Source organism: Aeromicrobium yanjiei, assembly GCF_009649075.1.
Taxonomy (GTDB): Bacteria; Actinomycetota; Actinomycetes; order Propionibacteriales; family Nocardioidaceae; genus Aeromicrobium; species Aeromicrobium yanjiei.
This window is the reverse complement of sequence record NZ_CP045737.1, coordinates 213009-237850: the sequence shown is the minus strand read 5'-3', so window position 1 is coordinate 237850 and position 24842 is coordinate 213009. Positions and strand designations below refer to the sequence as shown.

Annotated in this window: 27 protein-coding genes and 1 pseudogene; 14 read left to right on the top strand and 14 right to left on the bottom strand. The window is 72.3% G+C overall.

Annotated elements, in window-relative coordinates; translation table 11 throughout:
• Positions 1 to 60 precede the first annotated feature (60 nt).
• Positions 61 to 543 (bottom strand): DUF2243 domain-containing protein, encoded by a 483-nt coding sequence (locus tag GEV26_RS01400; protein WP_208431006.1) that lies wholly within the window; start codon positions 541 to 543, stop codon positions 61 to 63.
• A gap of 203 nt (positions 544 to 746) precedes the next feature.
• Between GEV26_RS01400 and GEV26_RS01395 the strand changes: the two genes are divergently transcribed.
• The 3 genes and pseudogenes from GEV26_RS01395 to GEV26_RS01385 form a co-directional block, all read left to right on the top strand.
• Positions 747 to 1844: a polyprenyl synthetase family protein gene (locus GEV26_RS01395; protein WP_153651409.1), complete on the top strand. Its 1098-nt coding sequence runs from the start codon at positions 747 to 749 to the stop codon at positions 1842 to 1844.
• Complete coding sequence (gene crtI, locus GEV26_RS01390; RefSeq protein ID WP_208430707.1) at positions 1844 to 3343, top strand: phytoene desaturase family protein; 1500 nt, start codon at positions 1844 to 1846, stop codon at positions 3341 to 3343. The genes GEV26_RS01395 and crtI overlap by 1 nt, the downstream gene beginning before the upstream one ends.
• Positions 3340 to 4119, top strand: a pseudogene (locus GEV26_RS01385) (phytoene/squalene synthase family protein); the annotation flags it as partial. The gene crtI and the pseudogene GEV26_RS01385, both read left to right, overlap by 4 nt.
• A 28-nt stretch (positions 4120 to 4147) precedes the next feature.
• Here the strand turns inward: GEV26_RS01385 and GEV26_RS18020 are convergent.
• Together GEV26_RS18020 and GEV26_RS01375 are read right to left on the bottom strand one after the other, a co-directional pair.
• Positions 4148 to 4537, bottom strand: coding sequence for a lycopene cyclase domain-containing protein (locus GEV26_RS18020; RefSeq protein ID WP_153651407.1), 390 nt, complete (start codon positions 4535 to 4537; stop codon positions 4148 to 4150).
• Complete coding sequence (locus GEV26_RS01375) at positions 4534 to 4878, bottom strand: lycopene cyclase domain-containing protein (RefSeq protein ID WP_153651406.1); 345 nt, start codon at positions 4876 to 4878, stop codon at positions 4534 to 4536. Before GEV26_RS01375 ends, GEV26_RS18020 begins: the two co-directional genes overlap by 4 nt.
• A 116-nt stretch (positions 4879 to 4994) precedes the next feature.
• On the opposite strand from GEV26_RS01375, the gene GEV26_RS01370 reads away from it, so the two are divergent.
• The 5 genes from GEV26_RS01370 to GEV26_RS01350 are packed head-to-tail and all read left to right on the top strand — an operon-like array spanning position 4995 to position 9949.
• Positions 4995 to 5855, top strand: a complete 861-nt coding sequence (locus GEV26_RS01370) for a YhjD/YihY/BrkB family envelope integrity protein (RefSeq protein ID WP_194839929.1) — start codon at positions 4995 to 4997, stop codon at positions 5853 to 5855.
• Positions 5852 to 6532, top strand: coding sequence for a monooxygenase (locus GEV26_RS01365; RefSeq protein WP_153651404.1), 681 nt, complete (start codon positions 5852 to 5854; stop codon positions 6530 to 6532). Before GEV26_RS01370 ends, GEV26_RS01365 begins: the two co-directional genes overlap by 4 nt.
• Positions 6529 to 7338 (top strand): carotenoid biosynthesis protein, encoded by an 810-nt coding sequence (locus tag GEV26_RS01360; protein WP_208431004.1) that lies wholly within the window; start codon positions 6529 to 6531, stop codon positions 7336 to 7338. The genes GEV26_RS01365 and GEV26_RS01360 overlap by 4 nt, the downstream gene beginning before the upstream one ends.
• Complete coding sequence (locus tag GEV26_RS01355; protein WP_153651403.1) at positions 7335 to 8468, top strand: glycosyltransferase family 2 protein; 1134 nt, start codon at positions 7335 to 7337, stop codon at positions 8466 to 8468. The genes GEV26_RS01360 and GEV26_RS01355 overlap by 4 nt, the downstream gene beginning before the upstream one ends.
• Positions 8465 to 9949 carry a phytoene desaturase family protein gene (locus GEV26_RS01350; protein ID WP_153651402.1) on the top strand — a complete coding sequence of 495 codons (1485 nt, stop codon included), beginning with the start codon at positions 8465 to 8467 and terminating at the stop codon, positions 9947 to 9949. Before GEV26_RS01355 ends, GEV26_RS01350 begins: the two co-directional genes overlap by 4 nt.
• On the opposite strand, the gene GEV26_RS01345 is transcribed toward GEV26_RS01350, so the two are convergent.
• Positions 9924 to 10652 carry a CDP-alcohol phosphatidyltransferase family protein gene (locus tag GEV26_RS01345; RefSeq protein WP_153651401.1) on the bottom strand — a complete coding sequence of 243 codons (729 nt, stop codon included), beginning with the start codon at positions 10650 to 10652 and terminating at the stop codon, positions 9924 to 9926. The genes GEV26_RS01350 and GEV26_RS01345 overlap by 26 nt on opposite strands.
• A gap of 1 nt (position 10653) precedes the next feature.
• Entirely contained in the window at positions 10654 to 11235 is a 582-nt protein-coding gene (idi, locus tag GEV26_RS01340; protein WP_153651400.1) for an isopentenyl-diphosphate Delta-isomerase, read from the bottom strand.
• Between the two features lie 117 nt (positions 11236 to 11352).
• Here idi and GEV26_RS01335 point away from each other — a divergent pair, with 117 nt between their 5' ends.
• Genes GEV26_RS01335 through GEV26_RS01325 form a run of 3 tightly spaced genes read left to right on the top strand, consistent with a single transcriptional unit; the run spans position 11353 to position 14310 of the window.
• Entirely contained in the window at positions 11353 to 12189 is an 837-nt protein-coding gene (locus GEV26_RS01335) for an endonuclease/exonuclease/phosphatase family protein (protein ID WP_153651399.1), read from the top strand.
• Between the two features lie 19 nt (positions 12190 to 12208).
• Positions 12209 to 13840, top strand: a complete 1632-nt coding sequence (locus tag GEV26_RS01330; RefSeq protein WP_153651398.1) for a GMC oxidoreductase — start codon at positions 12209 to 12211, stop codon at positions 13838 to 13840.
• Positions 13837 to 14310 (top strand): hypothetical protein, encoded by a 474-nt coding sequence (locus GEV26_RS01325; RefSeq protein ID WP_153651397.1) that lies wholly within the window; start codon positions 13837 to 13839, stop codon positions 14308 to 14310. The genes GEV26_RS01330 and GEV26_RS01325 overlap by 4 nt, the downstream gene beginning before the upstream one ends.
• Positions 14311 to 14319: 9 nt before the next feature.
• On the opposite strand, the gene GEV26_RS01320 is transcribed toward GEV26_RS01325, so the two are convergent.
• From GEV26_RS01320 to GEV26_RS01305, 4 genes are all read right to left on the bottom strand, one after another.
• Positions 14320 to 15318, bottom strand: coding sequence for a DUF2804 domain-containing protein (locus GEV26_RS01320; RefSeq protein WP_208431003.1), 999 nt, complete (start codon positions 15316 to 15318; stop codon positions 14320 to 14322).
• A gap of 31 nt (positions 15319 to 15349) precedes the next feature.
• Positions 15350 to 15775 carry an MFS transporter gene (locus GEV26_RS01315; RefSeq protein ID WP_153651396.1) on the bottom strand — a complete coding sequence of 142 codons (426 nt, stop codon included), beginning with the start codon at positions 15773 to 15775 and terminating at the stop codon, positions 15350 to 15352.
• The gene (locus GEV26_RS01310; protein WP_153651395.1) at positions 15726 to 16550 is read right to left on the bottom strand and encodes a phosphatase PAP2 family protein; all 825 of its coding nucleotides are present in this window, start codon (positions 16548 to 16550) and stop codon (positions 15726 to 15728) included. The genes GEV26_RS01315 and GEV26_RS01310 overlap by 50 nt, the downstream gene beginning before the upstream one ends.
• Positions 16551 to 16712: 162 nt before the next feature.
• The gene (locus GEV26_RS01305; protein WP_153651394.1) at positions 16713 to 18413 is read right to left on the bottom strand and encodes a helicase HerA-like domain-containing protein; all 1701 of its coding nucleotides are present in this window, start codon (positions 18411 to 18413) and stop codon (positions 16713 to 16715) included.
• 48 nt (positions 18414 to 18461) lie between these two features.
• Here GEV26_RS01305 and GEV26_RS01300 point away from each other — a divergent pair, with 48 nt between their 5' ends.
• Together GEV26_RS01300 and GEV26_RS01295 are read left to right on the top strand one after the other, a co-directional pair.
• Positions 18462 to 18764 (top strand): type II toxin-antitoxin system VapB family antitoxin, encoded by a 303-nt coding sequence (locus GEV26_RS01300; RefSeq protein ID WP_153651393.1) that lies wholly within the window; start codon positions 18462 to 18464, stop codon positions 18762 to 18764.
• On the top strand, positions 18761 to 19267 hold the full coding sequence (locus GEV26_RS01295) for a LytR C-terminal domain-containing protein (protein WP_153651392.1): 507 nt from the start codon (positions 18761 to 18763) through the stop codon (positions 19265 to 19267). The genes GEV26_RS01300 and GEV26_RS01295 overlap by 4 nt, the downstream gene beginning before the upstream one ends.
• 24 nt (positions 19268 to 19291) lie before the next feature.
• Here the strand turns inward: GEV26_RS01295 and GEV26_RS01290 are convergent, their stop codons facing one another.
• On the bottom strand, positions 19292 to 20779 hold the full coding sequence (locus GEV26_RS01290; RefSeq protein WP_153651391.1) for a potassium/proton antiporter: 1488 nt from the start codon (positions 20777 to 20779) through the stop codon (positions 19292 to 19294).
• A 121-nt stretch (positions 20780 to 20900) separates the two neighbouring features.
• Between GEV26_RS01290 and GEV26_RS01285 the strand changes: the two genes are divergently transcribed.
• The gene (locus GEV26_RS01285; RefSeq protein WP_243838836.1) at positions 20901 to 21725 is read left to right on the top strand and encodes an alpha/beta hydrolase family protein; all 825 of its coding nucleotides are present in this window, start codon (positions 20901 to 20903) and stop codon (positions 21723 to 21725) included.
• Positions 21726 to 21798: 73 nt separating this feature from the next.
• Here GEV26_RS01285 and GEV26_RS01280 read toward each other — a convergent pair whose 3' ends face one another.
• The 4 genes from GEV26_RS01280 to GEV26_RS01265 all read right to left on the bottom strand — a co-directional run bounded on the left by GEV26_RS01280 (position 21799) and on the right by GEV26_RS01265 (position 24751).
• The gene (locus GEV26_RS01280) at positions 21799 to 21972 is read right to left on the bottom strand and encodes a CsbD family protein (RefSeq protein ID WP_153651390.1); all 174 of its coding nucleotides are present in this window, start codon (positions 21970 to 21972) and stop codon (positions 21799 to 21801) included.
• A gap of 67 nt (positions 21973 to 22039) precedes the next feature.
• Complete coding sequence (locus GEV26_RS01275; protein ID WP_153651389.1) at positions 22040 to 22480, bottom strand: hypothetical protein; 441 nt, start codon at positions 22478 to 22480, stop codon at positions 22040 to 22042.
• Between the two features lie 36 nt (positions 22481 to 22516).
• The gene (locus GEV26_RS01270; protein ID WP_153651388.1) at positions 22517 to 23470 is read right to left on the bottom strand and encodes a GGDEF domain-containing protein; all 954 of its coding nucleotides are present in this window, start codon (positions 23468 to 23470) and stop codon (positions 22517 to 22519) included.
• A gap of 120 nt (positions 23471 to 23590) precedes the next feature.
• Positions 23591 to 24751, bottom strand: a complete 1161-nt coding sequence (locus GEV26_RS01265) for a MalY/PatB family protein (protein ID WP_153651387.1) — start codon at positions 24749 to 24751, stop codon at positions 23591 to 23593.
• Positions 24752 to 24842: the final 91 nt, after the last annotated feature.

Genomic DNA, 24842 nt, shown 5'->3' with positions numbered 1-24842 from the left:
ACTCCTCAGTCCCACGGGTCGAGCCGGCTGCCGCACTCGCGGCGGCCGCGAGGAACGGGTCTATCGCTGCGCGATCCGTCGCTGCATGCGCGCCAGGCCGCGACGGTACAGCAACCATCCGACCACCATCAGCAGCACGCCGAACGCGAGGAAGCCCAGGTCCCACGACAGCGGACCGCCGAGGTCGTCGCGGACGTGGTGGACCTTCAGCACGTGGTGGTCCACGATGCCCTCGACGACGTTGAACAGCCCCCAGCCCCCGAGCAGCAGGCCGAGGTGGAACGGCAGGTTCGGCGACATCCGGCCCTGCCGCCAGCTCCGGAGCATGACGACCGAGCCGGCGACGACGAAGATCCAGGTCGCGACGTGGAAGAAGCCGTCGGCGACCGTGTTGAGCTCGAGCCCCGAGAGCGTCTTGTCCGACTCGTGATTGGTGAGCATGTGGTGCCACTGGAAGATCTCGTGCAGCACGATCCCGTCGACGAAACCACCGAGACCGATGCCCATGAGCAGCCCTCCCCAGGGTGACGGGGGCTCTTGCACCGGCGCTTTCCTCACGTCTGCGGACATGGGCGTCCAGTACCCCGCGCGACGTCCCGTCATGCGGGCCGCACAGTTTCACCGGGCAGGACTCGTCGGCTTCCCTGAGGATGGACGTAGTGACCGGGCACACCCAGGTTTGTCCAAGCCCAGGAGTGCCCCCGCCCATCAACGAGGGACCACGCACGTGTCGGACCACCAAGCCCATGACCGCGACTGCTGAGCACGCCGCGGCGGATCGCCGTGAGGACGTGTCCGCGGCGGCCTTCCTCACGCGCGTCGAGAGGCGCCTCGACGCCTTCCTGGCCGAACGGTCGCGCGTGCTCCTCGAGGTGAGCCCCGACCTGCAGGCCGTCGCGCGGGTCCTGCGCGACATGTCCCGCGGCGGCAAGCGGCTGCGCGCCTCGTTCGGCTACTGGGGCTGGCACGGCACCGGCACACCCGTCTCGGACGAGGCGGTGGACGCCGCCGCGGCCCTCGAGGTCTTTCACCTCGCGGCGCTCGTGCACGACGACCTCATGGACCACAGCGCGACGCGGCGCGGGGTGCCGACCGCCCACACGACGTTCGCGGAGCTGCACCGCGAGGGCGACCTCCTCGGCGACGCGGTCGAGTTCGGCCACGGCGCGGCACTGCTGATCGGCGACCTGTGCCTGACCTGGTCCGACGAGCTGCTCGACGGCAGCCTGCTCGACCCGACCCGCCGCGCCGCCGCGCGCCGGGTCTACAACCTGATGCGCACCCAGGTCGTGGCCGGGCAGTACCTCGACGTGCTCGAGCAGTCGCGCCACCACACCACCGTGGAGGCCGCGCGCACCGTGCTGCAGTTCAAGAGCGCCAAGTACACCGTCGAGCACCCCCTCATGCTGGGCGGGGCGTCCGCGGGGGCCGGGCCCGAGCTGCTCGGCGCCTACTCCGCCTACGGGCTCCCGATCGGCGAGGCCTTCCAGCTGCGCGACGACGTCCTGGGCGTCTTCGGCGACGAGACCCGCACCGGCAAGCCCGTCGGGGACGATCTGCGCGAGGGCAAGAAGACGCTGCTGGTGCTGGTCGCGCGGGACCGCGCCGACCGGGCCGGCCGCGAGCGCCTGGACGCGGGCCTCGGCAACCGCGAGCTGGACGCCCACGGGGTGGCCGCGTTGCAGGAGATCCTCGTCGAGACCGGCGCCCTCGACCTGGCCGAGCAGCGTATCGCCGAGCTCACGTCCCGCGGTGTCGACGCGATACGCGCCAGTGACGTGCCCGAGCCGACGGCGTCCGGGCTGGCCGCGCTGGCCGAGCGCATCGCAGGACGGGCCGCCTGATGCGCACCGTGAAGGGCAGCACCGATCACGTCGTCATCGTCGGCGCGGGCCTCGGCGGCCTCTCCGCCGCGCTCCGCCTCGCCGGCGCAGGCCGCCAGGTCACGGTCGTGGAGCGCGACGACGAGCCGGGCGGCCGGGCCGGCGTGGTCCGCACGGGCGGCTACACGTTCGACACCGGGCCGACCGTCCTGACGATGCCCGATCTCATCGCGGACGCCTTCGACTGCGTCGGTGAGCAGATGGAGGACTGGCTGGACCTGGTCCCGGTCGACCCGCTCTACCGCGCGACGTACCCCGACGGCTCCCGCATCGACGTCCATGCCGACCCCGCACGCATGGAGCAGGAGATCCGCGAGGTGTGCGGTCCGGGTGACGCGGCGGGTTTCCGCGACTTCACCGCATGGCTCGAGAAGGTCTACCGCTACGAGATGCGGGACTTCATCGACACCAACATGGACTCCCCCCTGTCGGTGGCCACCCCCAACCTCGCGCGCCTCGCGGCGGTCGGTGGGTTCCGCAAGCTGGCTCCCAAGGTCGCGCAGTACCTCAAGGACCCGCGGCTGCAAAAGGTCTACAGCTTCCAGGCGATGTACGCGGGCCTGTCGCCCTACGACGCCCTCGCGATCTACAGCGTCATCAGCTACATGGACTCGGTCGCAGGCGTCTTCTTCGCCCGGGGCGGCATGCACGCGGTCCCGCAGGCCCTCGCGGGTGCGGCGGAGAAGCACGGCGTGACGTTCCGGTACGGCACGACGGTCGAACGGGTCGAGCTCGACGGCAAGCGCGCGACGGCCGTGCACACCACCGACGGTGAGCGCATCGCGTGCGACGCAGTCGTCCTGACGCCCGATCTGCCGGTCGCCTGGCGCGATCTCCTCGGTCGAACGCCGCGACGCGTGGCGCGACTGTCCTACTCACCCTCGTGCTATCTCCTGCTGGCGGGCTCCACGGTGGACTACGACCCCGGCGCGCTGCACAACATCTCGTTCGGCGAGTCGTGGCAGGGGGTGTTCACCGAGCTCATCGACGAGCGTCGGGTGATGAGCGATCCCTCGCTGCTCGTGTCGGTGCCGACCCACATGGACCCGAGCCTCGCGCCCGCCGGACGACACAGCTACTACGTCTTGTTCCCGACCCCCAACCTCGACGCCGACATCGACTGGCGGACGTTCGAGCCGCGCTACCGCGAGCACGTCATCGAGACGCTCGAGCGGCGCGGCTACCCCGGCTTCGGCGACGCGATCGAGGTCGAGCACGCCACGACCCCCCTGGACTGGCAAGCGCAGGGCATGGAGCGCGGGGCGCCCTTCGCGGCCGCGCACACGTTCGGCCAGACCGGCCCGTTCCGTCCCCGCAACATCTGGGGCGAGAACGTCGTCTTCGCCGGCTCGGGCACCACGCCGGGCGTCGGCGTGCCGATGGTGCTGGTCTCGGGACGGCTCGCGGCCGAGCGCATCACCGGCCCGCAGCCGGGCTACCGCTCGAGGACCTGGCCGTGAGCGCCCGCGAGCTCGACGCCGCCGGCATCCACGACCCGTCGCTGCGCTCGTCGTACGAGACGTGCCGCAGGCTCAACGCCGAGCACGGCAAGTCCTACTACCTCGCGACGCTGCTGCTGCCGCCGCACAAGCGCCCGCACGTCCATGCGCTGTACGGCTTCGCGCGCTATGCCGACGACTTCGTCGACTCGCTGACCGCACCCGATCCCGATCGTCTCGTGGCCTGGGGCGATGCGTTCCTCGACGCGGTCAGGACCGGCGGATCGGACGATCCGGTGGCCGCGGCGGCCGGCCACACGATGAGCCGCTACCGGATCCCCGTGGCGTACGTCGAGGCCTTCTTGCAGTCGATGCGCCAGGACATCACGGTCTCCTCCTACGAGACGTACGACGATCTGCGCGACTACATGTACGGCTCCGCGGCCGTGATCGGGCTGCAGATGGTGCCGGTGCTCGGGGTCGTCGACGACCGTGCCCACCACCACGCGCAGCTGCTGGGCGAGGCGTTCCAGCTGACCAACTTCATCCGCGACGTCGCCGAGGACCTGGTCCGGGGGCGGGTCTACCTGCCGCAGGAGGACCTCGACGCGTTCGGCGTGCACCCGCGCGACCTGCGGCCCGGGCCCGTGCGACCGGAGGTCCGCAACCTCGTGCAGTTCGAGGTCGAGCGCGCCCGCGAGCTGTACGCCCGGGCCGCTCCGGGCATCGACCTGCTCGACCCCACGAGCCGCGACTGCGTCTGGACCGCGTTCCACCTCTACGGCGGCATCCTCGACGAGGTCGAGAGGGCCGGCCACGACGTGCTCAATCAGCGCGTGACGGTGTCGCGTCCTCGACGTCTGCGGATCGCGGGCCCCCGCCTCGTCGCAGCCGCCCGCGCTCGCCGAAGGGTCCGGCCTGCACACCACGACGGCCCCACCACGTCCACCAGCACATCGACCACGTGACCAGGGCGAATCCGAACAGGAAGTCCTCGACCGGTGCATGACCCACACGCCATCCGAGGATCGCGTCAGGGTCGTAGCGGAAGACGCCGCGCGAGGTCAGCCACTCGTTGGTCAGCAGCTGGAAGAACAGCACGATCGCGTAGGACACCCAGAACACCCGGCGGGTCAGCAGCCGGGTGCGGAGGATCCAGAGATCGAGCACGATCGTCGCGAGCACCGCGACCAGGGACACCTCGGTGTGCGTCATCGACGCTCGACCTCCTGCGGCTCGTCGCCGACGGTCCAGCCGCGCACCGCCCGGACGGCCTCGAGCGTCATCACCGAGGCGACCGGTACGACGAAGAAGAACATCAGCTCCTCGACGGGGAGGTCGCCGACCGTCGCGCCCCACGTGCGGGACAGGTCGAACGACCAGTGCCCCGCGCGGGTCGCGAGCACGTCCCACAGGATGAACGGTGGTGCGACGCACAGCAGGACGAGGCCGAGGCGGAGCGGACGGGTGTAGATCCGTGTGTGCAGCACGAGCTCCAGCGGCAGGGTCGCGACCAGGACGAACAGCAGCATCCCGGCATACGTCCAGGACTCCATCGGGGCACCTCCGTCGATCTGCTCGTGGAGGTTACAGTCTCCCGGCGATGGAGCGTGGCCGCGAGCCGAGTCAGCGCCATGCGCGCACCTGCACGGTGCGGGAGGATGGGCAGGTGATGGCGGCGGAGCGGGCAGGCAGGTCCTCCGGGATCGCGACCACGGCTGTGGACACACTGCGATCGGCCGGACGCACGGTCGGGCGCCGTGACGTGTCGGTGTCGGCTGCCCAGCTCACGTACTTCGCCGGGATCGCGATCGTCCCGTGGCTGCTGCTCGCGTGCTGGTCGACGACCTGGTTCGGCGACAGCTCGGACGCCGAGGCCCGGCTGCTCGACCTGCAGGCACTCGTGCCGCCCGACATGGGTGCGCGCGGACCGTTCGCCACGCTCGTGTCGGCCGGTGCGAACCTCGGCCTGGTCGGCGCGATCGTGACCGTGTTCCCGGCGAGCTTCTACGGCGAGGGGATCCGCCGCGGCTGCCTCTCGCTGCTCCCCGCGAACGAGCGCCTCACGGGCTGGCGCGCACGGCTCTCGATGCTGCCGCTGCTCATCCTGCTGCCCTTCTTGTCGATCGCAGTCGTCCGGCTCGCCCCCGGGCCCATCGACCTCGCGTCGCGCGAGGGCCTGTGGTCGCGTCTGCTCCTGATCGTCGTCGAGTTCACGATCACGTGGCTGGCCCTCACCCCGGCGCTGGCGTGGATCTTCCGTCAGGTGGCCCCCGGGCACCTGCACTGGAGCTCGGCCCTGGTCGGCGCCCTCGCCACCGCGTCGTTCCTCGCGGGCTTCCTGCAGGGCTTCTTGCTGTTCCTGTCGCTCCCGATCGACCTGGGGGTCCCGTTCGGCGGCCTCGACGTGGTGGGCGGTGTGGTCGCGGTGGGGTTCTGGTTGTTCCTGCTGCACCTGGTCGTGCTCGTCGGCTGGGTCGTCACGGTCGAGGCCGACGACCGCCTCCGTGCCGCGTCGGGGAACCCCCGATGAGCGCGGTCGCGGTGCTGCACGTGTGGGGCACCCGGTCGGTGCCGTCCGCGCTCTGGCGGATGGGCCGCGACCGGATCGGGCTGCGCGGCACCCCCGGCCTCCGCTTCGCCAAGCTGCTCGGCACCGGCTCCGGCGAGACCTTCACGGTCCGGGACGCAGATCCGCACCACTGGGCGACGCTGACGGTGTGGGAGGACCAGCAGTCCGCGGCCGCCTTCGAGTCCGGGCGCCTCGTCCGCGGGTGGGACGCCCTCGCCCACGAGCGGCTGCGGGTCGTGATGTCGCCGCTGTCGTCGCGCGGCACGTGGTCGGGCGCCGAGCCGTTCGCGCCGGGCCCGGCCGAGCGGCACGACGGGCCGGTCGCCGCAATCACCCGTGCCCGGCTGCGCGTACGCCGTGCGGCCACGTTCTGGCGCGCGGTCCCTGCCGTCTCGAGCGATCTGCGCGGATCGCCCGGCCTGCGGATGTCGCTCGGCATCGGCGAGGCACCGGTCGGCCTGCAGGGGACGTTCAGCCTGTGGGAGTCCTCGGACGCGCTCGTCGACTTCGCCTACCGCCGGTCACCCCACCTCGAGGTGGTGCGGCGCACCGCATCGGCCGGCTGGTACGCCGAGGAGCTGTTCGCCCGGCTCGCGATCGCCGAGATCGAGGGCACCTACCGGGGAGTGGCTCCGTGACGCCGTCCTCGTTCGTCGCCGACCGCACCGGGACGCCCCCCGCCCTTCTGCTCGCGTGGGCGCTGGGGGGCGCGGCGATCCTCACCCAGATGGTGTTCCCGTTCACCGACGGCGGCAGCAACCGGCTCACGATCCTCAGCGTCGTGCTGCTGTCGGCGGCCGCGCTGGTCCACGTCACCGCGACCCGCGGCGGCACGTCGGCGCTCGGCCTGCTCGTCGTCGCGGGCGGGGGCGGCCTGGTCGCCGAGGCGGTCGGTGTCCACACCGGGGTGCCGTTCGGCTCCTACGACTACACCGGCACCCTCGGCCCGGAGGTGCTCGGCGTCCCCGCGGTCGTCCCCCTCGCCTGGCTGATGATGGCCTATCCCGCGCTCGTGGCCGCGCGCCGGCTCGCCGGCTCGCGTCGTCTGCTGGTCCCGCTGATCGCCGGATGGGCCCTCACGACGTGGGACGTGTTCCTCGACCCGCAGATGGTCGACGCCGGCCACTGGCGCTGGGACGACCCGACCCCGTCCCTGCCGGGCGTCGAGGACATCCCGCTGACCAACTTCGCCGGCTGGCTCGTGGTCGCCGTCCTCATGTGCGCGGCCCTCGACCGAGTCGTGGCCCGCCGCCCCGGAGTGACCACCGACCGCGACCTGCTGCCCCTCACCGTCTTCCTGTGGACGTACGCCTCGTCGGTGCTCGCGCACGCGGCGTTCTTCGGCCGTCCACCCGTCGCCCTGGTCGGCGGACTGCTCATGGGGACCGTCGCGATCCCGCTCGCGGTGCTGCTGGCACGGCACCGCCGCCGGGCCGGCTCGTGAGCTCCGGTCCGGCCGTGCGCGCCGGGACGGCCCTGTCGCTCGGGTCCCTCGCCCTGGTGCTGCGCAACCTGCGAACGTTGCGCGTGCCCGACGAGGAGGGCACCCCCACCCGCGAGCACGTCGCGGTCCTGCTGCCCGTCCGCGACGAGGCCCACGTCGTCGTCGCATGCCTGCGCAGCCTCCTGCGCTCGGCCGATCGGTGCGCGGGACCCGTCGACGTGCTGGTCCTGGACGACGGCTCGACCGATGCCACCGCCGACCTCGTGCGATCGGTCGCCGCGACCGACCCCAGGGTCACGCTCCTGACCGGCGCACCCCTGCCGCAGGGCTGGCTCGGCAAGCCGTGGGCGTGCCATCAGCTGGCCGAGGCCGCTCCGGAGCAGGCGAGCGTCCTGGTGCTCGTCGACGCCGACGTCACGGTGGCCGCGACGTGCCTGCCCGCGACGGTCGGCCTGCTCCGGTCGGCCCGGCTCGACCTGGTGTGCCCGTATCCCCGGCAGCTGGCGGTGACCTGGTCCGAGCGCCTGGTGCAGCCGCTGCTGCAGTGGTCGTGGATGAGCACCCTCCCGCTGCGCCTCGCCGAGCGCTCGCCCCGCCCGTCCCTCGGCGCCGCCAACGGACAGTTGCTGTGCGTCGACGCGGCCGCCTACCGCCGCGCGGGCGGTCACGCCGCGGTGCGCCACGAGGTGCTGGAGGACATCGCGCTGCTGCGGGCGGTCAAGGCCTCCGGCGGGCGCGGTGTCGTGGCCGACGGCAGCAGCGTCGCGACGTGCCGCATGTACGACGGCTGGCCCGCGCTGCGGGACGGCTACGCCAAGTCGTTGTGGTCCGCCTTCGGGTCGGGCCCGGGCGCCGCGGTCGTCGCCGGCGGGCTCGCCCTGGCGTACGTCGTTCCGCCCGCCGCCGCCCTGCGCGGATCGCGCACAGGGCTGCTGGGCTACCTCGCGGCCGTCGCCGGACGGGCGCTCGTGGCCCGCCGCACGCGTGGTCGCACCACCCCGGACGTGTGGCTCCATCCGCTCTCGGTGCTGCTGCTCGACGGGCTGCTGATCGACTCGTTCCGGCGCCGCGCCCGCGGCGACCTGCGCTGGAAGGGCCGCCCCGTGACCGACCCCCGGAGCGCGCGATGAGCCGCGTCGTCGTCATCGGGGCCGGCCTCGGCGGGCTCGCGGCGGCCGCCCGGCTGTCCGCAGCCGGCCACGACGTGACCGTCCTGGAGCAGTCGGACGCAGTCGGCGGCAAGCTCGGCACGTTCCGGCGCGACGGCTTCACGTTCGACACCGGACCCTCGCTGCTGACGATGCCGTACGTGTTGGAGGACCTGTTCGCGGCCACGGGCGACCCGCTGTCGTCGGTGCTGACGCTGGAGCGGCTCGAGATCGCGTGCCACTACCGCTTCCCCGACGGCACCGTGCTGGACATGCCCGGCGACGTCTCCGCGATCGCCGCGGCGCTCGACGGCGCCCTCGGGCCGGGAAGCGGCGCCCAGTGGACCGCATTCCTCGGCCGCGCCGGGCGCATCTGGGACGCGACGCACGAGCCGTTCCTGGAGTCGCCCATCACGCTCGCCGACATGGCCCGGCTCTCCCGCAGGCTCACCGACGTCCGCGACGTCGCCCCGTGGCAGACGCTCCGCGGCCTCGGCGCGTCGTACCTGACCGATCCGCGCCTGCGGCAGCTGCTGGACCGCTACGCGACGTACACCGGATCGGACCCACGCCGGGCCCCGGCCGCCCTGGCCACGGTGCCGTACGTCGAGCAGGTGCACGGCTCGTGGCACGTCCCGGGGGGCCTGCACCGCATCGCCGAGGCGGTCCGCGACCGTGCCGTCGAGCGCGGCACCACCCTGCGGCTGTCCACCGAGGTCGCCGAGGTGAGGACCGCGGGCGGCCGGGTCAGCGGGGTCCGGCTCGCGGACGGCGAGCTGCTGCCCGCCGACGTCGTCGTCGCCGGGGTGGACGCCGCCCAACTGTACGGCCGGCTCGTCCCGCCGGCCAGGTGGGCCAGCCGGACCGCGACCCGCCTGGACCACGCCCGGTCGCTGTCGGGGTTCGTGCTGCTCCTCGCGACGGATGCCTTGCCCCACGAGCACCGCTCGCACCGGGTGCTGTTCACCGACGACTACGACGCGGAGTTCGACGGCGTCCTCGGCCCGCGCTCGCGACGCCGTCCCGTGGAGGCGCCGACCGTGTACGTGTCGTCGCCGCACGACCCCGCCCTCGCGCCGGAGGGAGGGGAGGGGCTGTTCGTCCTGGTCAACGCCGCACCGCACGACCCGCACGGTGGCGTGGACTGGGATGCGCCGGGGCTCGCCGCGGACTATGCCGACCACGTGCTCGAGACCATGGCGCGCCGCGGTCTCGACGTGCGACCCCATCTCCGCTGGCGCGAGGTGCGGACGCCCGCCGACCTCGCGCGGGCCACCTTGACCGGCGGCGGCGCCATCTACGGCTCCTCGTCGAACGGACCCCGGTCGGCGTTCCTGCGCCCGGCCAACCGCTCGCCCGTCCCGGGGCTGTTCCTGGTGGGCGGTTCCTCCCACCCCGGGGGTGGGCTGCCGCTCGTGATGCTGTCGGCCGAGATCGTCAGCGGTCTCGTGGGGCCTTGCTGACCCCCAGGCTGCGGTGCGCCACGAACGCGAGGTGGGCGATCGACCACGTCGCGAGGATTGCGGCGACCACGGTGCCGGTCCCGGCCAGCACCTCGACGGCATCCGAGGGCACGTCGACGACGTCCTCCGCGACGCGCGCCAGGCCGCACAGCCCGCCGACCGTCGCGACGACGATGATGCGCGACGGTCGTTCCCACACCGTGAGTGCCCCGACGCCGGTCATCCCGACCGCGCGGGCCGAGGCCCGCAGCGACTCCAGCAGCAGCGTCAGCGCACCCGCCCCGACGCACGCCCACGTGGGGGCCCCGAGCACCCAGAGGGCGGAGAGCAGCAGCAGGTCGGAGAGCCGGTCGGTGAGATCGTCAAGCACCGCCCCCCACGCGCTGTCGGTGCCGGTCATGCGGGCCACGGCACCGTCCATGCCGTCGAGCAGACCCGCGACGACGGCCAGCGCCGCGGCCGCGATCGGCCAGCCACCGGGCGCCGCGGCGACGGCCGGCACGAGGGCCGAGACGATCAGCCCGCCGACCGTGATCGCGCCGGGTGGGACGCGCCGGGCCGCCAAGGGGCGGGCCAGGCGGTGGACCAGGGCGAGCCAGCCGCCGATCCACCTCGAGGCGTCCGGGTCCACACCACCGTGCGCGGCCGACCACCGCTGCCGGGCGAGCTGTCCGGTGGGGTCGCCGTCCGGCGGGGTCGCCATGTCAGATCGTGACCGCGGGAGGCAGACGGGTGGGGTCGGCCGTGGGCCAGTGGGCGGGCGCCGGCCCGAGGGCCTCGAGCGCCTCGACCTGCGTGCGGCACCAGGACGAGACCTCGCGACGGCCGGACAGGACGTCGGCCGCGAACTCGCGCCACGGCACCCACACCGCGTCGTCGACCTCGGCGGGATCGGGCGTCACCTCACCCGCGGAGCGGGCGATGAACACCGGGCACATCTCGTTCTCACGGATGCCGTTCATGTGGGCGGTGTAGCGGAACTCCGGGAGCACCAGACGCACCTGCTCGACCGAGAGGCCCAGCTCCTGCCGGACCCGCCGCGACACCGCGGCGAGCATCGACTCGGCCGGCGCGGGGTGCCCGCACGCACTGTTGGTCCACACCCCCGGGAACGTCTTCTTGTCCACTGCACGCCGCGTGACGAGCAGCCGGTCGTCGGCGTCGAACACGTAGCAGGAGAACGCCAGGTGCAACGGCGTCGCGTCGTGGTGGACGCCGCTCTTGGGCGCCGCGCCGATGTCACGGCCGGACTCGTCCAGCAGCACGACGTTCTCGACGGTCTCCATGCCTCCACCGTACCGACGGGCCGAGCGTCCTGCCCGCCAGCGCAGCGTGAGATCGTCCTTCGCGGGTAGTGATGACGCGAGCAGCACGACACCCCAGAACGGACGGTGCCCGGCCCGATGCCTCCACCTGACTCCCCGGACGCCGGCACGACGTCCAGCGTGCGCCTGGTGTCGCTCAACATCGCCTCGGGACGCACGGCCGACGGCACCTTCTCCCTCGCCCGCACGGGAACGGACCTGCGCGACCTCGACGCCGACGTCGTGGCGCTCCAGGAGGTCGACCTGCGGCTCCCCCGCTCGGGCGGCCTGGACCAGGCGGCGGCGCTCGCCGAGGCCTGCCGAGTGCCGGGGCGACCGCCCTGGTCCGCGCTCTTCGCCGCGACGCTGCACGGCGCGCCCGGCCCCGGGGGCGACGCCCGCCCGGCACCGGCGACGCTCCCGGACGAGCCGTCCTACGGTGTCGCGCTGCTGACCCGGCTGCCGGTGCTGTCGCAGCACGAGCTCCGGCTGGCACCCGCGAGGGGACGGCTGCCGATCCTCCTGCCGCCGGGCATCCGTCCCCGTGTCTGGTTCATGCCGGACGAGCAGCGGATCGCCCTGGCGGCGGTGCTCGACGGCCCCACCGGACCGCTGACGGTCGTCAGCACCCACCTGTCGTTCGCGCCGGCCCGTGCCGTCCGCCAGCTGCGCCAGATCCGCGACTGGGCGCGGCCGCTGCCCCGGCCCCTGGTCCTGCTCGGCGATCTCAACCTCGCCGGCTCGTGGCCCTCGCGGGCGACCGGGTGGCGGCCGCTCGTGTCCGGCCGCACGTTCCCGGCGTCCAGGCCGCGTGCCCAGCTGGACCACGCGCTCGCGGACGGACCGATCCGGCTCGACCGACGGGCCGTCGTGACCGCGCTGGGCGGGGGTGACCACCTGGGGATCGTGACCGACGTGACGCCGGTGGCACCGTGACACCACTACTGTCAGCATCATGACGGACTTCGACGCCGACGTGGTCGTGGGGGGCAGTGGGTTCGGCGGTGCGGTGACCGCGCTCCGTCTCACCGAGGCGGGTCACCGTGTGATCGTCCTCGAGCGGGGCCGGCGGCTCAGCGACGCCGACCTGCTGCGCGCCCGCAAGGACCCCCGGGCGTACCTCTGGCAGCCGGCGGCCGGCATGCGCGGCTTCTTCTGGCAACGCATCTTCAAGGACGTCGGCATCATCGGCGCCAACGGCGTCGGCGGCGGGTCGATCGTCTGGGCCGGCGTGCTGCTCGAGCCCGGCGAGACGTTCTACCGCGACCCCGCGTGGGCGCACCTCGCGGACGACTGGAGGACCGAGCTCGCACCGCACTACGAGCGGGCCGCCCGCATGCTCGGCCGGGTCGCCAACACCCATCTGGGACCGATGGACGAGCACCTGCGCTCCGCCGCCCGCGCGGTGGGGGCCGAGCACACGTTCGGGCCGGTGCCGCTCGCGATCCACTTCGGCACCGAGGGCGTGACGGAGCCCGATCCCTTCTTCGGCGGCGAGGGACCCGACCGGACCGGCTGCCGGCTCTGCGGCGAGTGCCTGCTCGGCTGCCCGTACGGCGCAAAGAACCAGCTCACCCGCAACTACCTGCACCTGGCCGAGCGGTACGGCGCGGAGATCCGGGCCGAGCACGACGTCACCGCGATCACGCCCCTCGTCGGCGGCGGCTACGAGATCGCCGTCGCCCACCCCTGGCAGCGCGGCATCGACCGGGCCCCGATCCGGGCGCAGCGCGTCGTGCTGGCCGCGGGGGTGCTCGGCACCCTCGACCTGCTCTTTCGCTGCCGGGACGAGCTCGGCACCCTCCCGCGCGTCTCGCGGCAGCTCGGCCGGCACGTGCGCACCAACAGCGAGGCGCTGACCGCGGTGCAGCAGCCGGCCGGGCAGGATCTCTCGCACGGGCCCACGATCACGACCGACTTCCACCCCGACGCGGACACCCACGTGACGCAGAACCGCTATGTCGGCGGCTGGCACATGCGCTTCCAGATCGGCCCGATCATCGACGGCCACCGTCCGCGCCTGCGGGCGTTGCGCACCCTCGGGGCGATCGCGGCGCACCCGCTGCGGCAGCTCCGGGCGATGGGAGCGCGGCGGTTCGAGCAACGCCTGACCGTGCTGACCGTGATGCAGCGCCTCGACAACGAGCTCGCATTCGAGCTGCGCCGCTCCCCGTTCCGGCCGTGGCGACGCGTGCTCCGCTCGCGGTCCGTCGCAGGCCGCGAGGCCCCGAGCTTCCTGCCGGTCGCCAACGAGGTCACCCGGGCGTACGCGAAGGCGTCCGGCGGCACCCCGTTCAACCTGCTCGGCGAGACTCTCGGCGGCCTCTCCGTGACGGCGCACATCCTGGGCGGGGCGGCCATGGGCGCCGACCCGACCGAAGGCGTCGTCGACGCCCACCACGAGGTGTTCGGGCATCCCGGCCTCTACGTCGCGGACGCCAGCACGATCCCGGCCAATCTCGGCGTCAACCCCTCGCTGACCATCACGGCGATGGCCGAGCGGTTCGCCGCAGGCTTCCCCGCGGCCCCGGCCGACCGGGTGCGCCGCGAGCCGGTCGACGCGGCTCCCGCCGGGAGGACGTCATGACGATCCACGACCATTCGCTGCGTGCGCTGCGCCGCGCGTGGGGCTCGCTGCCCGATCCCCGCCTGGCCGATCTGACCGGCACCTTCGAGGCGTCGTACGTGGGGGCGCCGCTGCGGACCGTCGCTCCGCGTGGGCTGGCCCTCGTCGGCCTGCCGCGATGGTTCGGCAAGCGGTTCCGGCCGACGGACGCCGACGCCGCGCACCTCACCGGCGTGAACCTCCTGCGCGGCGCCGACGGGACCGGGTTGTCCGAGACGCTGCCGATGACGGCGACGGTCGGCCCCTCCCTCGCGGACGGGCGACCTGCGCTGCTGGTCACGTACCCCGGCGACGCCCCGCGGCCGTGGCGCTGGGTCCGCGACGAGTTCCGGCCGTGGGACGACGACACGCTGCTGGGCATGACGTTCGTGGACGTCCCCGGGCTGCGCCGGGCGCCCGGGACGCCGTTCGTGCTGACCCGCCGGGACTGACGCACCGCGTCACCAACGGTTGTGGACGTCCTCGGCCCAGCCGTCGAGGCCCTCGAACGCGATCTCGACCTCGTCGTCGCGGAACGTCCCGGCCCACTGGCCGAAGCACTGCACGGTCCGTGACGCCAGCACCCCGAGCTGGGTCGAGGACCGCTTGTCGTGGAAGGGCATGAACGTGGCATCGAGACCACCGCCCGTGATGCGCCACGGCCGCCGCCAGTCGTCGAGGTCGTAGTCCCAGTCGAGCTCGTGGCTGATCTTGTGCAGCCGCGTGCCCACGAGCACCGCGTTCTCGGTCGACCCGGTGCCCGCGGTCCAGCGCGCTCCCACCTGGATCCCGATCGTGCGGCCGTCGACGCTCCCCGATCCCGCGCCCCAGTTCCAGGCGATGTCGTACGGCCAGCGTCCCCGGCCGTGGTCGAGGACCGCCCACGACTCCCCGGCCGGGACCGGGGCGGTCACGCCGTCCACCGTCACGGCGCCGGTCGCCGGTCTGGCGACGTCCTTGACCGTGTACTGGAAGCGCGTGTCGCTCCACGGCACCACGACTGCAAGGCACTCGTGCCCCGGGGGGCGCGCCGCCACGACGTCGAACGAGGCGCCGGGGATCGTGCCCCGCAGCCGGGTGCCGCCGTCGACCTCGTCGATGTCGATCGTCAGCCTGCCGTGCCGGGCCCGCGCAGGTCCGTCGCCGAGGGTCGCGGGCAGCGTGGCGGATCCACCGAGGACGCCGGTCGCGGCGTGCTTCACGGCCTCGCCGCTCGCCCGGTCCAGCACCCAGACCTCGTGCACCGCGGCGTAGTCCAGCGACGAGACCGTGAGCGCGATGACGTGGGTCGGCGTCATGACGTTCCAGTACTCCCACCGCTTGTTGCGGCCCCACGAGACCCGACCGCCGATGCCGGGGGTGTCGACCAGGGGCTGCCGGGCCCAGCCGACAGCCGCCCGGTTCAGCCGGCCGTCGGGCCCGGTCAGCGACACCCGTTCGGTCAGCTCGTGCTCGATCACGTGGTCTCCTCCTGGTCGCCCCCGGGAGATCCTAGGCCGGTGCGGCAGCGTCCTCGAGCGCCGTCCTCGCATCACGGGGCGCCGGCTCGCGGACCGCGATCATCACGAGCGCGGCGACCGCGACGCACAGACCGGCCGCCACGACGAGACCGATGTGCATGCCGCTGACGAAGGCGTCGTTGACGGCCGGCAGCCCGTCGAAGGTCACGCCCGCAGCGCCGGCGGCTTCCGCCTCGGCCGGCAGACCGGCGTCCTTGACCGCCGGGGCGACCTTGCTCGCGACGAGCGCCGACAGGACCGCGGTGCCGATCGCGCCGCCGACCTGGATGCACGTGGTCTGGAAGCCGCTCGCGACACCCGTGCTCGCCGCGATCGCCGAGGCGATCAGGCGGCGTTCCGAAGGGGCGTCAGGCCCGGGCTGACTCCGGTTCGTGCTCGGCGTCGTGGTCGGAGCCATGACAGTCGTCGCGGTCGAAGGCGATCATCACGCCGAACGCCACGAGGACGACGGCCCACCCGACGACGGCATCGACGATCCAGTGGTTGCCGGTGCCGATGATCACGACAGTCATCATGGCCGCGTAGGCCAGGCCGATGCCCTGGACGATGCGAGGAACTCCCGCGCGGATCAGCACGATCGCGACCCACAGCGCCCAGCCCGCGTGCAGCGACGGGAACGCTGCGAGATCGTTGGTGATGTCGCCCATGCCCTTGGGCGCCGAGCCGTTCTGGCTCCACCAGCCGATCCCCGAGTTGAGGCTGAGGATGTCGTGGTAGCCGCCGACCAGACGCGGAGGAGCCGTCGGCATCAGCAGATAGAAGATCAGTCCCATCACGGACGCCAGCACGATCGCGCGGCGGGCCGTGACGTACTGCGACACACTGCGGCGGTAGAGCCACACGAGCACGACGAGGGTGACCAGGTAGTGCGTCGTGGCGTACCAGAAGCTGCTCGCGACGCCGATCCACTCGTGCTTGAAGAACAAGTCGTTGAGCCAGGACTCGACGTCGATGCGCCAGGACTTCTCGAACGTCAAGATGTCGAAGGCGCGACCCCGGGCCGGCGCGAACGCGGTCGAGGCGAAGGTCCGGGAGATCACGTAGCCGACGTAGAGCACGCCGATCAGCGCGACCTCGATGCCGGCGCGGCCGGCCACTCGCAACAGGCCGGACGAGCGACTGGCGGTGGTGGTCGTCTCCGCCGGCATCGTCCGTGCTGATGACTGCGTCATCGCGCCTCCTGCGGTCGGTCCGGGTCCTGACCCAGCAAGGCGCCGAAGTGCGCCTTCTCTTGTCGATCCTGTTGCGCCTCGACAAGAGGAACAACCCGTGGAGACCCTGATTCCTTCCTCAGGGTCACCCACATTCTCGTCAAGATCGAACGATAAAGCCAGTCAACGACGTTTCCGGAACAGATTCTTGACCAGTTCCCGGGCCAAAGTGCGACTCGCCTCACCGACCGCTCGGTCGACCGGGGACATGCGTCGCGAGCGGGACGACGAGCGGGTGGGGCGCCGGGGACGCTGCTTCTCCAGACGCTCGGACTCCTTCTGCACGCGCCCGGCGTCGGCCTCCCGCCGGTCCTCGGCGTCTGCCTCCGCCTGTCGAGCGGCCAGCACGTCACTGGCCGACTGCGGGTCGACCGTGGTGCCGTACCGGGCCATCAACGGGGACGCAGCGACGGCGGCGCGGATTTCCTCCGCAGGTGTCGGGGCCATGGATCCCTGCGGCGCCCGGAGCCTGGTCCAGGCGACCGGGGTCGGTGCGCCCTTGTCGCTCATGACCGTCACGATCGCCTCGCCGATGCCGAGGGAGGTGAGCACCTCCTCGAGGTCGTACGCCGTGTGGGGATAGGTCGACACGGTCGCCTTCAGGGCCTTTGCGGCGTCGGGTGTGTGGGCGCGCAGCTGGTGCTGCACCCGCGAGCCGAGCTGGGCCAGGACGTCGCTCGGGACGTCCTTGGGCGTCTGGGTCACGAAGACGATGCCGACGCCCTTGGAGCGGATGAGCCGGACGGTCTGCGTGATCGTCTCGAGGAAGTCGTCCGAGGCGTCGGCGAACAGCAGGTGGGCCTCGTCGAAGAAGAAGACCAGCTTGGGCCGCTCGACGTCGCCGACCTCGGGCAGCTCGGTGAACAGCTGGCGCAGCAGGTACATCAGGAAGGTCGAGAACAGGGCGGGCTTGTCCTGGACCCCCGGGACCTCGAGCAGCGAGACGATGCCCCGCCCGTCCGGAGCCGTGCGGAGGAAGTCGGACACCGCGATCTCGGGCCGGCCGAAGAACTGGTCCGCGCCCTCGTCCGCGAAGCCGATGAGCTCACGCAGGATCACCCCGACCGTGGCCGACGAGAGCCCGCCGAGGTCCTTGAGCGCGGCCTTGCCTTCGGCGCTCGTGAGGTGCGTCAGGACGGCGCGCAGGTCGCCGAGGTCGATCAGGGGCAGCCCCGCGGTGCGGGCATGGTGGAAGACGAGCGACAGCGACGACTCCTGCGTGCGGTTGAGCCCCAGCACCTTGGAGAGCAGGGTCGGCCCGAAGTCCTCGATCGTGGCCCGGACGGGCACGCCCGTGCCGATCCCGCCCAGCGCGAAGTACTCCGTCGGGGTCGCGACCGGTTGCCAGTCCTGCCCGATGCTGCGGGTCCGCTCGAGCAGCGCCTCGTCCGGGGTGCCCGCGGTGGCGATCCCCGACAGGTCCCCCTTGATGTCGGCGGCGAACACCGGCACCCCGTGCGACGCGATCTGCTCGGCCAGCACCTGCAGCGTCTTGGTCTTGCCGGTCCCGGTGGCGCCCGCGACCAGACCGTGGCGGTTGAGCATCGCGAGCGGGATCCGCACCGGCGCGTCCGGGACGGGGTGGCCGTCGTCGACCAGCGCACCCATCTCGATCGCCACGCCCTCGAACGCGTAGCCGGCCCGGACCAGGTCGACGATCCCGCTCGGGGCGGCACTCGGTGTGTCGGACGTGGCCCGGGCCCGCTCGGCCACCGCGGTGAGCTCGTCGGCCTTCTTCTGCGCAGCGGCGGCGACGGCCTGCGCCTCAGCAGCGACCCGAGCGGCCTCCTCTGCGGCCTGCTGGGCGTCGCCACTGGTCGTCATGGCGACAGGCTACCGCCGGACAGGCCGTGCACTGTCTACACTGACGGGGTGATCTTCCGGAGGGTGAGCGAGGGGCGTCCCTACCCCGAGCACGGCCTCTCGCAGAACGGATGGGCCGAGATCTCCCCCTCCCAGGTGCGTCTCGACGACCTGACCACCACCAAGACCACACTCGACCTCGAGCACCTGCTGGATGACGACTCGACCTACTTCGGTGACCTGTTCGCCCACGTCGTCAGCTGGCGCGGCGAGCTGTACCTCGAGGACGGTCTCCACCGCGCCCTGCGCGCAGCGCTCCAGCAGCGCAACATGCTCCACGCCCGCGTCCACTCGATCGGCAAGCACGTATGACCAAGACCCTCACGATGCTGACTGCGGTCATCGTCTTCGTCGTCGGCACGATCGTCGGCGTCCGCCTCCTCGTCTCCGGCACCGAGGCGAGCGCGACGCAGTCGACCTGCCGCTCGTCGGTGGTCGCGAAGGGCGAACGCCTCAACAGCAACGTCGTGCGCGTCAACGTCTTCAACGCGTCCGCTCGGTCGGGCCTCGCGAACCGGGTGACGATCAACCTGCAGGCCAACGGCTTCCTCGGCGGCCGGATCGGCAACAGCACGAGCAAGACCAAGCCCGGCCGGGTCGCGATCCTGACGGCCGACAAGAAGGATCCGCGGGTGCGGCTCGTCGCGTCGCAGTTCCGCGACAAGGTCACCTACGCGAAGCCCGACATCGACGTGGCGGGCGGGGTGACGGTCGTGATCGGCGACAAGTTCTCGGGCCTGAAGAGCAAGTCGCGCACGTCGATCAAGTCCAACCGCGACATCAAGGTGTGCATCCCCGTCGTGCCGCTGCCCTGACGCGCAGTCCGTCGCGGGCAGGGGTCAGCCGTCGACGCCCCAGCCGGCGAGGCGGCCGTGACGGCCCACGTCGCGCAACCGGCTCTCGGTCTGCTCGCGTACTGAGCGCTCCGCGACGATGAGCAGGTCGTCGTTGACCGCGATGCGATCCGTGCGGTGCGGGACGAACGTCGTCTCGTCGCGCACGACCAGCGTGACCGAGGCACCCACCGGCAGCCGCAGCTCGCCGACCTCGACGCCCGCGAGCCGCGAGCCGCTCGGCACCCGGATCTGCAGCAGGTCGGCGGACACGCGCTCGAGAGGCGCGGCCTCGACCTCGACGTCGCGCGCGGCATCGGTCAGGACGCCGCACGCCGCGGCCAGTCGCGCGAGCGGCGCGGCCTGCAGCAGGGTGTAGATCACGACGGCGACGAACACGGTGTTGAACAGGTCGCGCGAGCCGTCGACCCCCGCGGACAGCGGGATCGTCGCCAGGACGATGGGCACCGCGCCCCGCAGACCCGCCCACCCCACGAACAGCTGCTCGCGGGCGCTCCGCCGGAACCACACCGCGCACACCATCACGGTCAACGGCCGGGCGACGAAGGTCAGGATCGCGCCGATCAGCAGCCCGTGCCAGACGTTGCGCCACTCCAGCTCGTCGGGGCTCGCGAGCAGTCCGAGCATCACGAACAGACCGATCTGCGCGAGCCAGCCGATCCCCTCCACGAACGAGCGGGTGGCCACGCGGTGGGGCAGCTCGGCGTTGCCGAGGATCAGCGCGGCGATGTAGACCGCGGCGAAACCGCTCGCATGGACGGCCGCCGCCGAGCCGTAGGCGAGGATCGTGAACGCGATGACCACGAGCGGATAGAGACCCGACGCCGGCAGGGCCACCCGGCGAAGGAGCCAGCCGCCGAACCAGCCGATCGCGACGCCGAAGGCCGCACCGACCAGGAGCTCGAAGATCACGAGCGCAGCCAGGTAGCCCACGCCCTTGTCGGCGACCTCCCCTGCGCTGATCGCCACGACCAGCACGACGATGGGGGCGTCGTTGAGGCCCGACTCGGCCTCGAGCGTCCCGGTGACGCTCGACTTGAGCGGCACCGTGCGCAGCACCGAGAAGACCGCGGCCGCGTCGGTCGGGGTCAGCACCGCGGCGAGCAGGACCGCGAGCTCCCAGTCCAGGTCGAGGAGGTAGTGCGCGCCCGCCGCGACCACGAGGACCGTGATGGCCGAGCCGAGGGTCGCGAGCAGCAGGCCGTAGCCCAGGTTGGGCCTGACGTGCTGCCACTTGGTGGTCAGACCACCCTCGGCGAGGATCAGCACGAGACCGCCGAAGCCGAGGGCATGGGCGAGATCGGCGTCCGCGAAGTCGATGCCGAGTCCTGAGCTGCCGAGCAGGAGGCCGAGGGCGAGATAGACCAGCAGCGACGGCAGGCCGATCGACACCGAGAGGCGGACCGCGAGCACGGCGAGGATGAGGACACCGGCGCCGACGAGCAGGTAGGTGTCGAGGTCGTGCACGTCCACGAAAGTTCTCCTCCCATGGACTCGACGGAGTGCGATTCTATCGGTCCTGGCGCGGCTCACCGACCACGCACCTCTGTCGGTTCAGGTGGCGGGCGCGCGGACGCTCCGCTGGGATGGGACCGTGGATCGCCGCAGCATGATCGCCCTGATGGGCGCTGCCGTGCTCGCGGCCTGCTCGTCGCCGGACGACAGGGGCCGGCCCGACAAGGAGCGACGCGTGGACGACATCTCGTACGGCCCGGACCCTCAGCAGCACGCCGAGCTGACCCGCCCGGACGGAGCGTCGAGAGGCGTCGTCGTCGTGATCCACGGCGGCTTCTGGAAGTCGCAGTACGACCTGTCGCTGGGACGTCCGCTGGCTGCGTCCCTCGTCGAGCAGGGCTGGACCGCGTACAACATCGAGTACCGGCGCGTCGGCAGCGGCGGTGGGTGGCCCGAGACCTTCGACGACGTCGCGGCCGCGATCGACGCGCTGGCCACGGTCGACGACCTCGACACGGGCACCGTCATCACGCTGGGCCACTCCGCAGGAGGCCATCTCGCGGTGTGGGCTGCGGGCCGGCCGAGGCTGACCGGGTCGAGCTGGGCCGATCCGGCGGTGCCGGTGACGGCGGCGATCTCACAGGCCGGCGTGCTCGACCTCGCCGCGGCGATCGACGCCGACCTCGGATCGGGCGCAGTGCGCCGGCTCATGGGCGGAGCCGTGGACGAGCGCTACGCCCTCGCGGACCCCGCGCGACTCATCCCCCTCGCGGTGCCGGTGCGCTGCGTCCACGGCCGCTCCGACGACGTGGTGCCGCTGAGCCAGTCCGTCGACTACGTCGCGCAGGCCACCGAGGCAGGCGCCGATGCGAGCGTGACCGAGGTCGAGGGCGATCACTTCGTCGTGATCGACCCGTCGTCCACGGCATGGGCCCGCACGCTGGAGATCCTCGAGCGGCTCTGAGTCCACGCCCCGACAAACGGAACGGGCGCACCGACCAGCGTGTGGTCGGTGCGCCCGTGAACTCGGGATGCGCTCAGTGCTTGAAGGCGTCCTTCACCTTTTCGCCGGCGTTCTTGAGATCGGCCTTGGCCTGGTCTCCCTTGCCCTGACGCTCGAGCTCGTCGTCGTTCGTGGCGCCGCCAACGGCTTCCTTCGCCTTGCCCTTGGCGTCGTCACCTGCGTTGCTGATCTTGTCTCCGAGACCCATGAGGGACTCCTTTCGTCGACTGCCGGGTGGTGTACCCGCCCTTGCAGCCCTGAATCACACCAGTTTCCTAAGAAGAGCTCTCAGGTGTGGCCTCGTGGTGACGGCGCCCGTGCGTGCGCCGGTCCTCCTTCATCTCGGCCTCGAAGAGATGCCGCAGGCCGCCGACCAGCTCCTCGCGCGCCCGGCGCTCGTGGTCGCGGAAGGCCGCGTAGTAGTGGTCGTCGTAGTCCTCAACGACCTGGAACGACCAGCGTCCCTCGAGGATGTTGCGTCCCACCAGCTCGCTCTCGATGCGGTCGGCCGTCTCCCCGTGCCCCGCGGCGCGCAGCAGCTCGACGGCGTCGCCGAGCATCAGGTCGGCCGTTCCGCACCGGCGGTGGAACGCGTAGAGGTGCCCACGGGCCTCCTCGACGGCCTCGAGGGCCTCGCTCAGCTTGCCCATCGCCTCGACGGTGGCGTCGTCGACGCCCGCCGGGCGGGTGTGTGCGTCATCGGGTCCATCGCTCATGCACGCACCGTACGTCCGTACATCGCGGGCGGCACCTCAGGCGCGCTGCCGGGCCGCCTTGGCCGCGTACATCCGGCGGTCCGCGCGCTCGATCATGGTGTGGGCCGAGTCCCCGACCTTGGCCTCGGCGACGCCGGCTGACCAGGAGCCGGGCGATCCGGACGCCATCCGCTCCACGATCTGTTCGGCCTGCTCCTTCGAGGTCGCCGGGAGGACGATCAGGAACTCGTCGCCACCGACCCGCCCCACCGCGTCCTGGCGACGCAGGTGACCGCTCCAATGAGTCGCCATGGCCTCGAGGAGATCGTCGCCCGCGCCATGGCCACGCGTGTTGTTGACGGCGCGCAGCCCGTCCAGGTCGATCGCGACGACCGAGATCGGCTGCGACCGACGTGCCGATTGCTCGAGCTCACGATCGAGCACCTCGGTGATGCCACGGCGGTTGAGTGCGCCGGTCAGGTGGTCCCGCCGGGCGAGATCGTCCATGCGGCCCTTAATGCGGGCGAAGACCTCGGTCGCGATGACGGTCTGCACGACGACCGCGGCCGCGAGCGGCAGGACCGCGCCGTCGCCGTGGTGGGCGATCGCGATGAACCACCAGGCCACGCCGAGGAAGAGCACCACCCGGCCCGACCCGGGGCGCAGGTACCAGATCACGTACACGGCCACGATCGGCAGCGCGGTCCCGTTCGCGAACGCGCCCAGCAGCAGGTGTGTCGTCCATGTGAGGCAGCCGATGACCGCGAGCAGGACCGCCGTCATCGCCAGCGCCTCCTGCTGGGTGAATCGGGGACCGCGCGCGAGCACCCACGCCAAGAACGACACCGCGACCACCGCCAGCACCTCGAAGGCCCAGCGGGGGTTCTTGCCCGGCTGCCAGGTGATCACGGCACTGATCAGCAGCGCCGAGCTCACGGCGTACATCAACGCCGTCGTGCCCGCGAGCCCCGGCAGTGATGTGAGCCGGCCGCCCTGTGCCTCGGTGCGCATGTGCCTCCCTTGGGTCCCCGATTCTAGGAACACTCGGGTGGTCCCGTCCCGGTCACCGCGAAGAATCATCCGTCCGGACCATCGCGGCATGGCCCGGGAGGCCCAGCCGTCTCGTCCGGCTCAGGGAGTCGGCGGCGGGACGACGCGCCCCATGCGCTCGATCGCCTCGGTGAGGATCTCCGGCGTCGTCGCGAAGTTGAGCCGGACGTGCCCCGCCCCGCCCTCGCCGAACGTGGGCCCGGGGTTGAGCGCGACCCGTCCCTGCTCGAGGAACACGGCGGCCGGGTCGTCCCCCAGACCGAGCTCACGGCAGTCGAGCCACGCAAGATACGTCCCCGGCCCGGCGGCCCACCTCACGTCGGGCAGGTGCTTGTCGAGCAGCGTGGCCAGCAGCGCGCGGTTCTCGGCCAGGTCGGCCTGCAGGTCGTCCAGCCACGGCGTGCCCTCGCGCAGCGCCACGGTGTGCGCGAGCATGCCGAGGTGGCTGGGTCCGTGCGACACCACCTCGGGCAGGCGCGCGAGATCCTGCGCCGCGCGCTCGCCAGCGATCATCACCGCGGCCTTGAGCCCTGCGAGGTTCCAGGTCTTCGACGCGGACGTCACGGCGAAGGCGTCCTCGGTGCCGTCGACGCTCAGGTACGGGACGAACCCCTCCGGCACCAGCGGCCCGTGGATCTCGTCGACCACGACCCGCACGCGGTAGGTCGAGGCCAGCGCCGCGACCGCGGACAGCTCGTCGGAGGTGTGCACGACGGCCGTGGGGTTGTGCGGATTGCACAGCAGGTACGTCACGGGGCGACCGTCCGCTCCCGCGCGGATGAACGCCGCCTCCAGCGCGTCGAGGTCGAGCCGGCCGTCCTCGCCGAGCGGGGCGTCGACGAGCGTACGACCGGCGTGCTCGACGTAGCCGAAGAACGGCGGATAGACCGGCGGGTTGACCACGACCGGGTCGCCGGGCCCCGAGACCAGACCGATCGCCTCGACGATCCCGGTCATGACGTCGGCGGCGTACGCGGTGCGGGACGAGTCGAGCCCCTCCCAGCCCCAGCGGGCGGCGGCGAAGTCCGCGAGCGCCTCGGCGTACGCGTTGCCGTGCGGATATCCGGTGTCGCCGGACGTCACCGCGGCGGTCAGTGCCTCGACGACGGGCGGGGCCACCAGGACGTCCATCTCGGCGACCCAGAGCGGCAGGACGTCGTCCGGGTGCTCGCGCCACTTGATGCTGGTACGGCGGCGCAGATCGGTCAGGGAGAGCTCACGGAGCGGGTGCGTCGAGGGCATGGGTCCATCATCGGGCAAAGACGTGACCCTCGTCCTGTTGCATCCCGCCGTTTCAGGTGTCACTCTGAGTTACAGGACACCCAGTGAACAG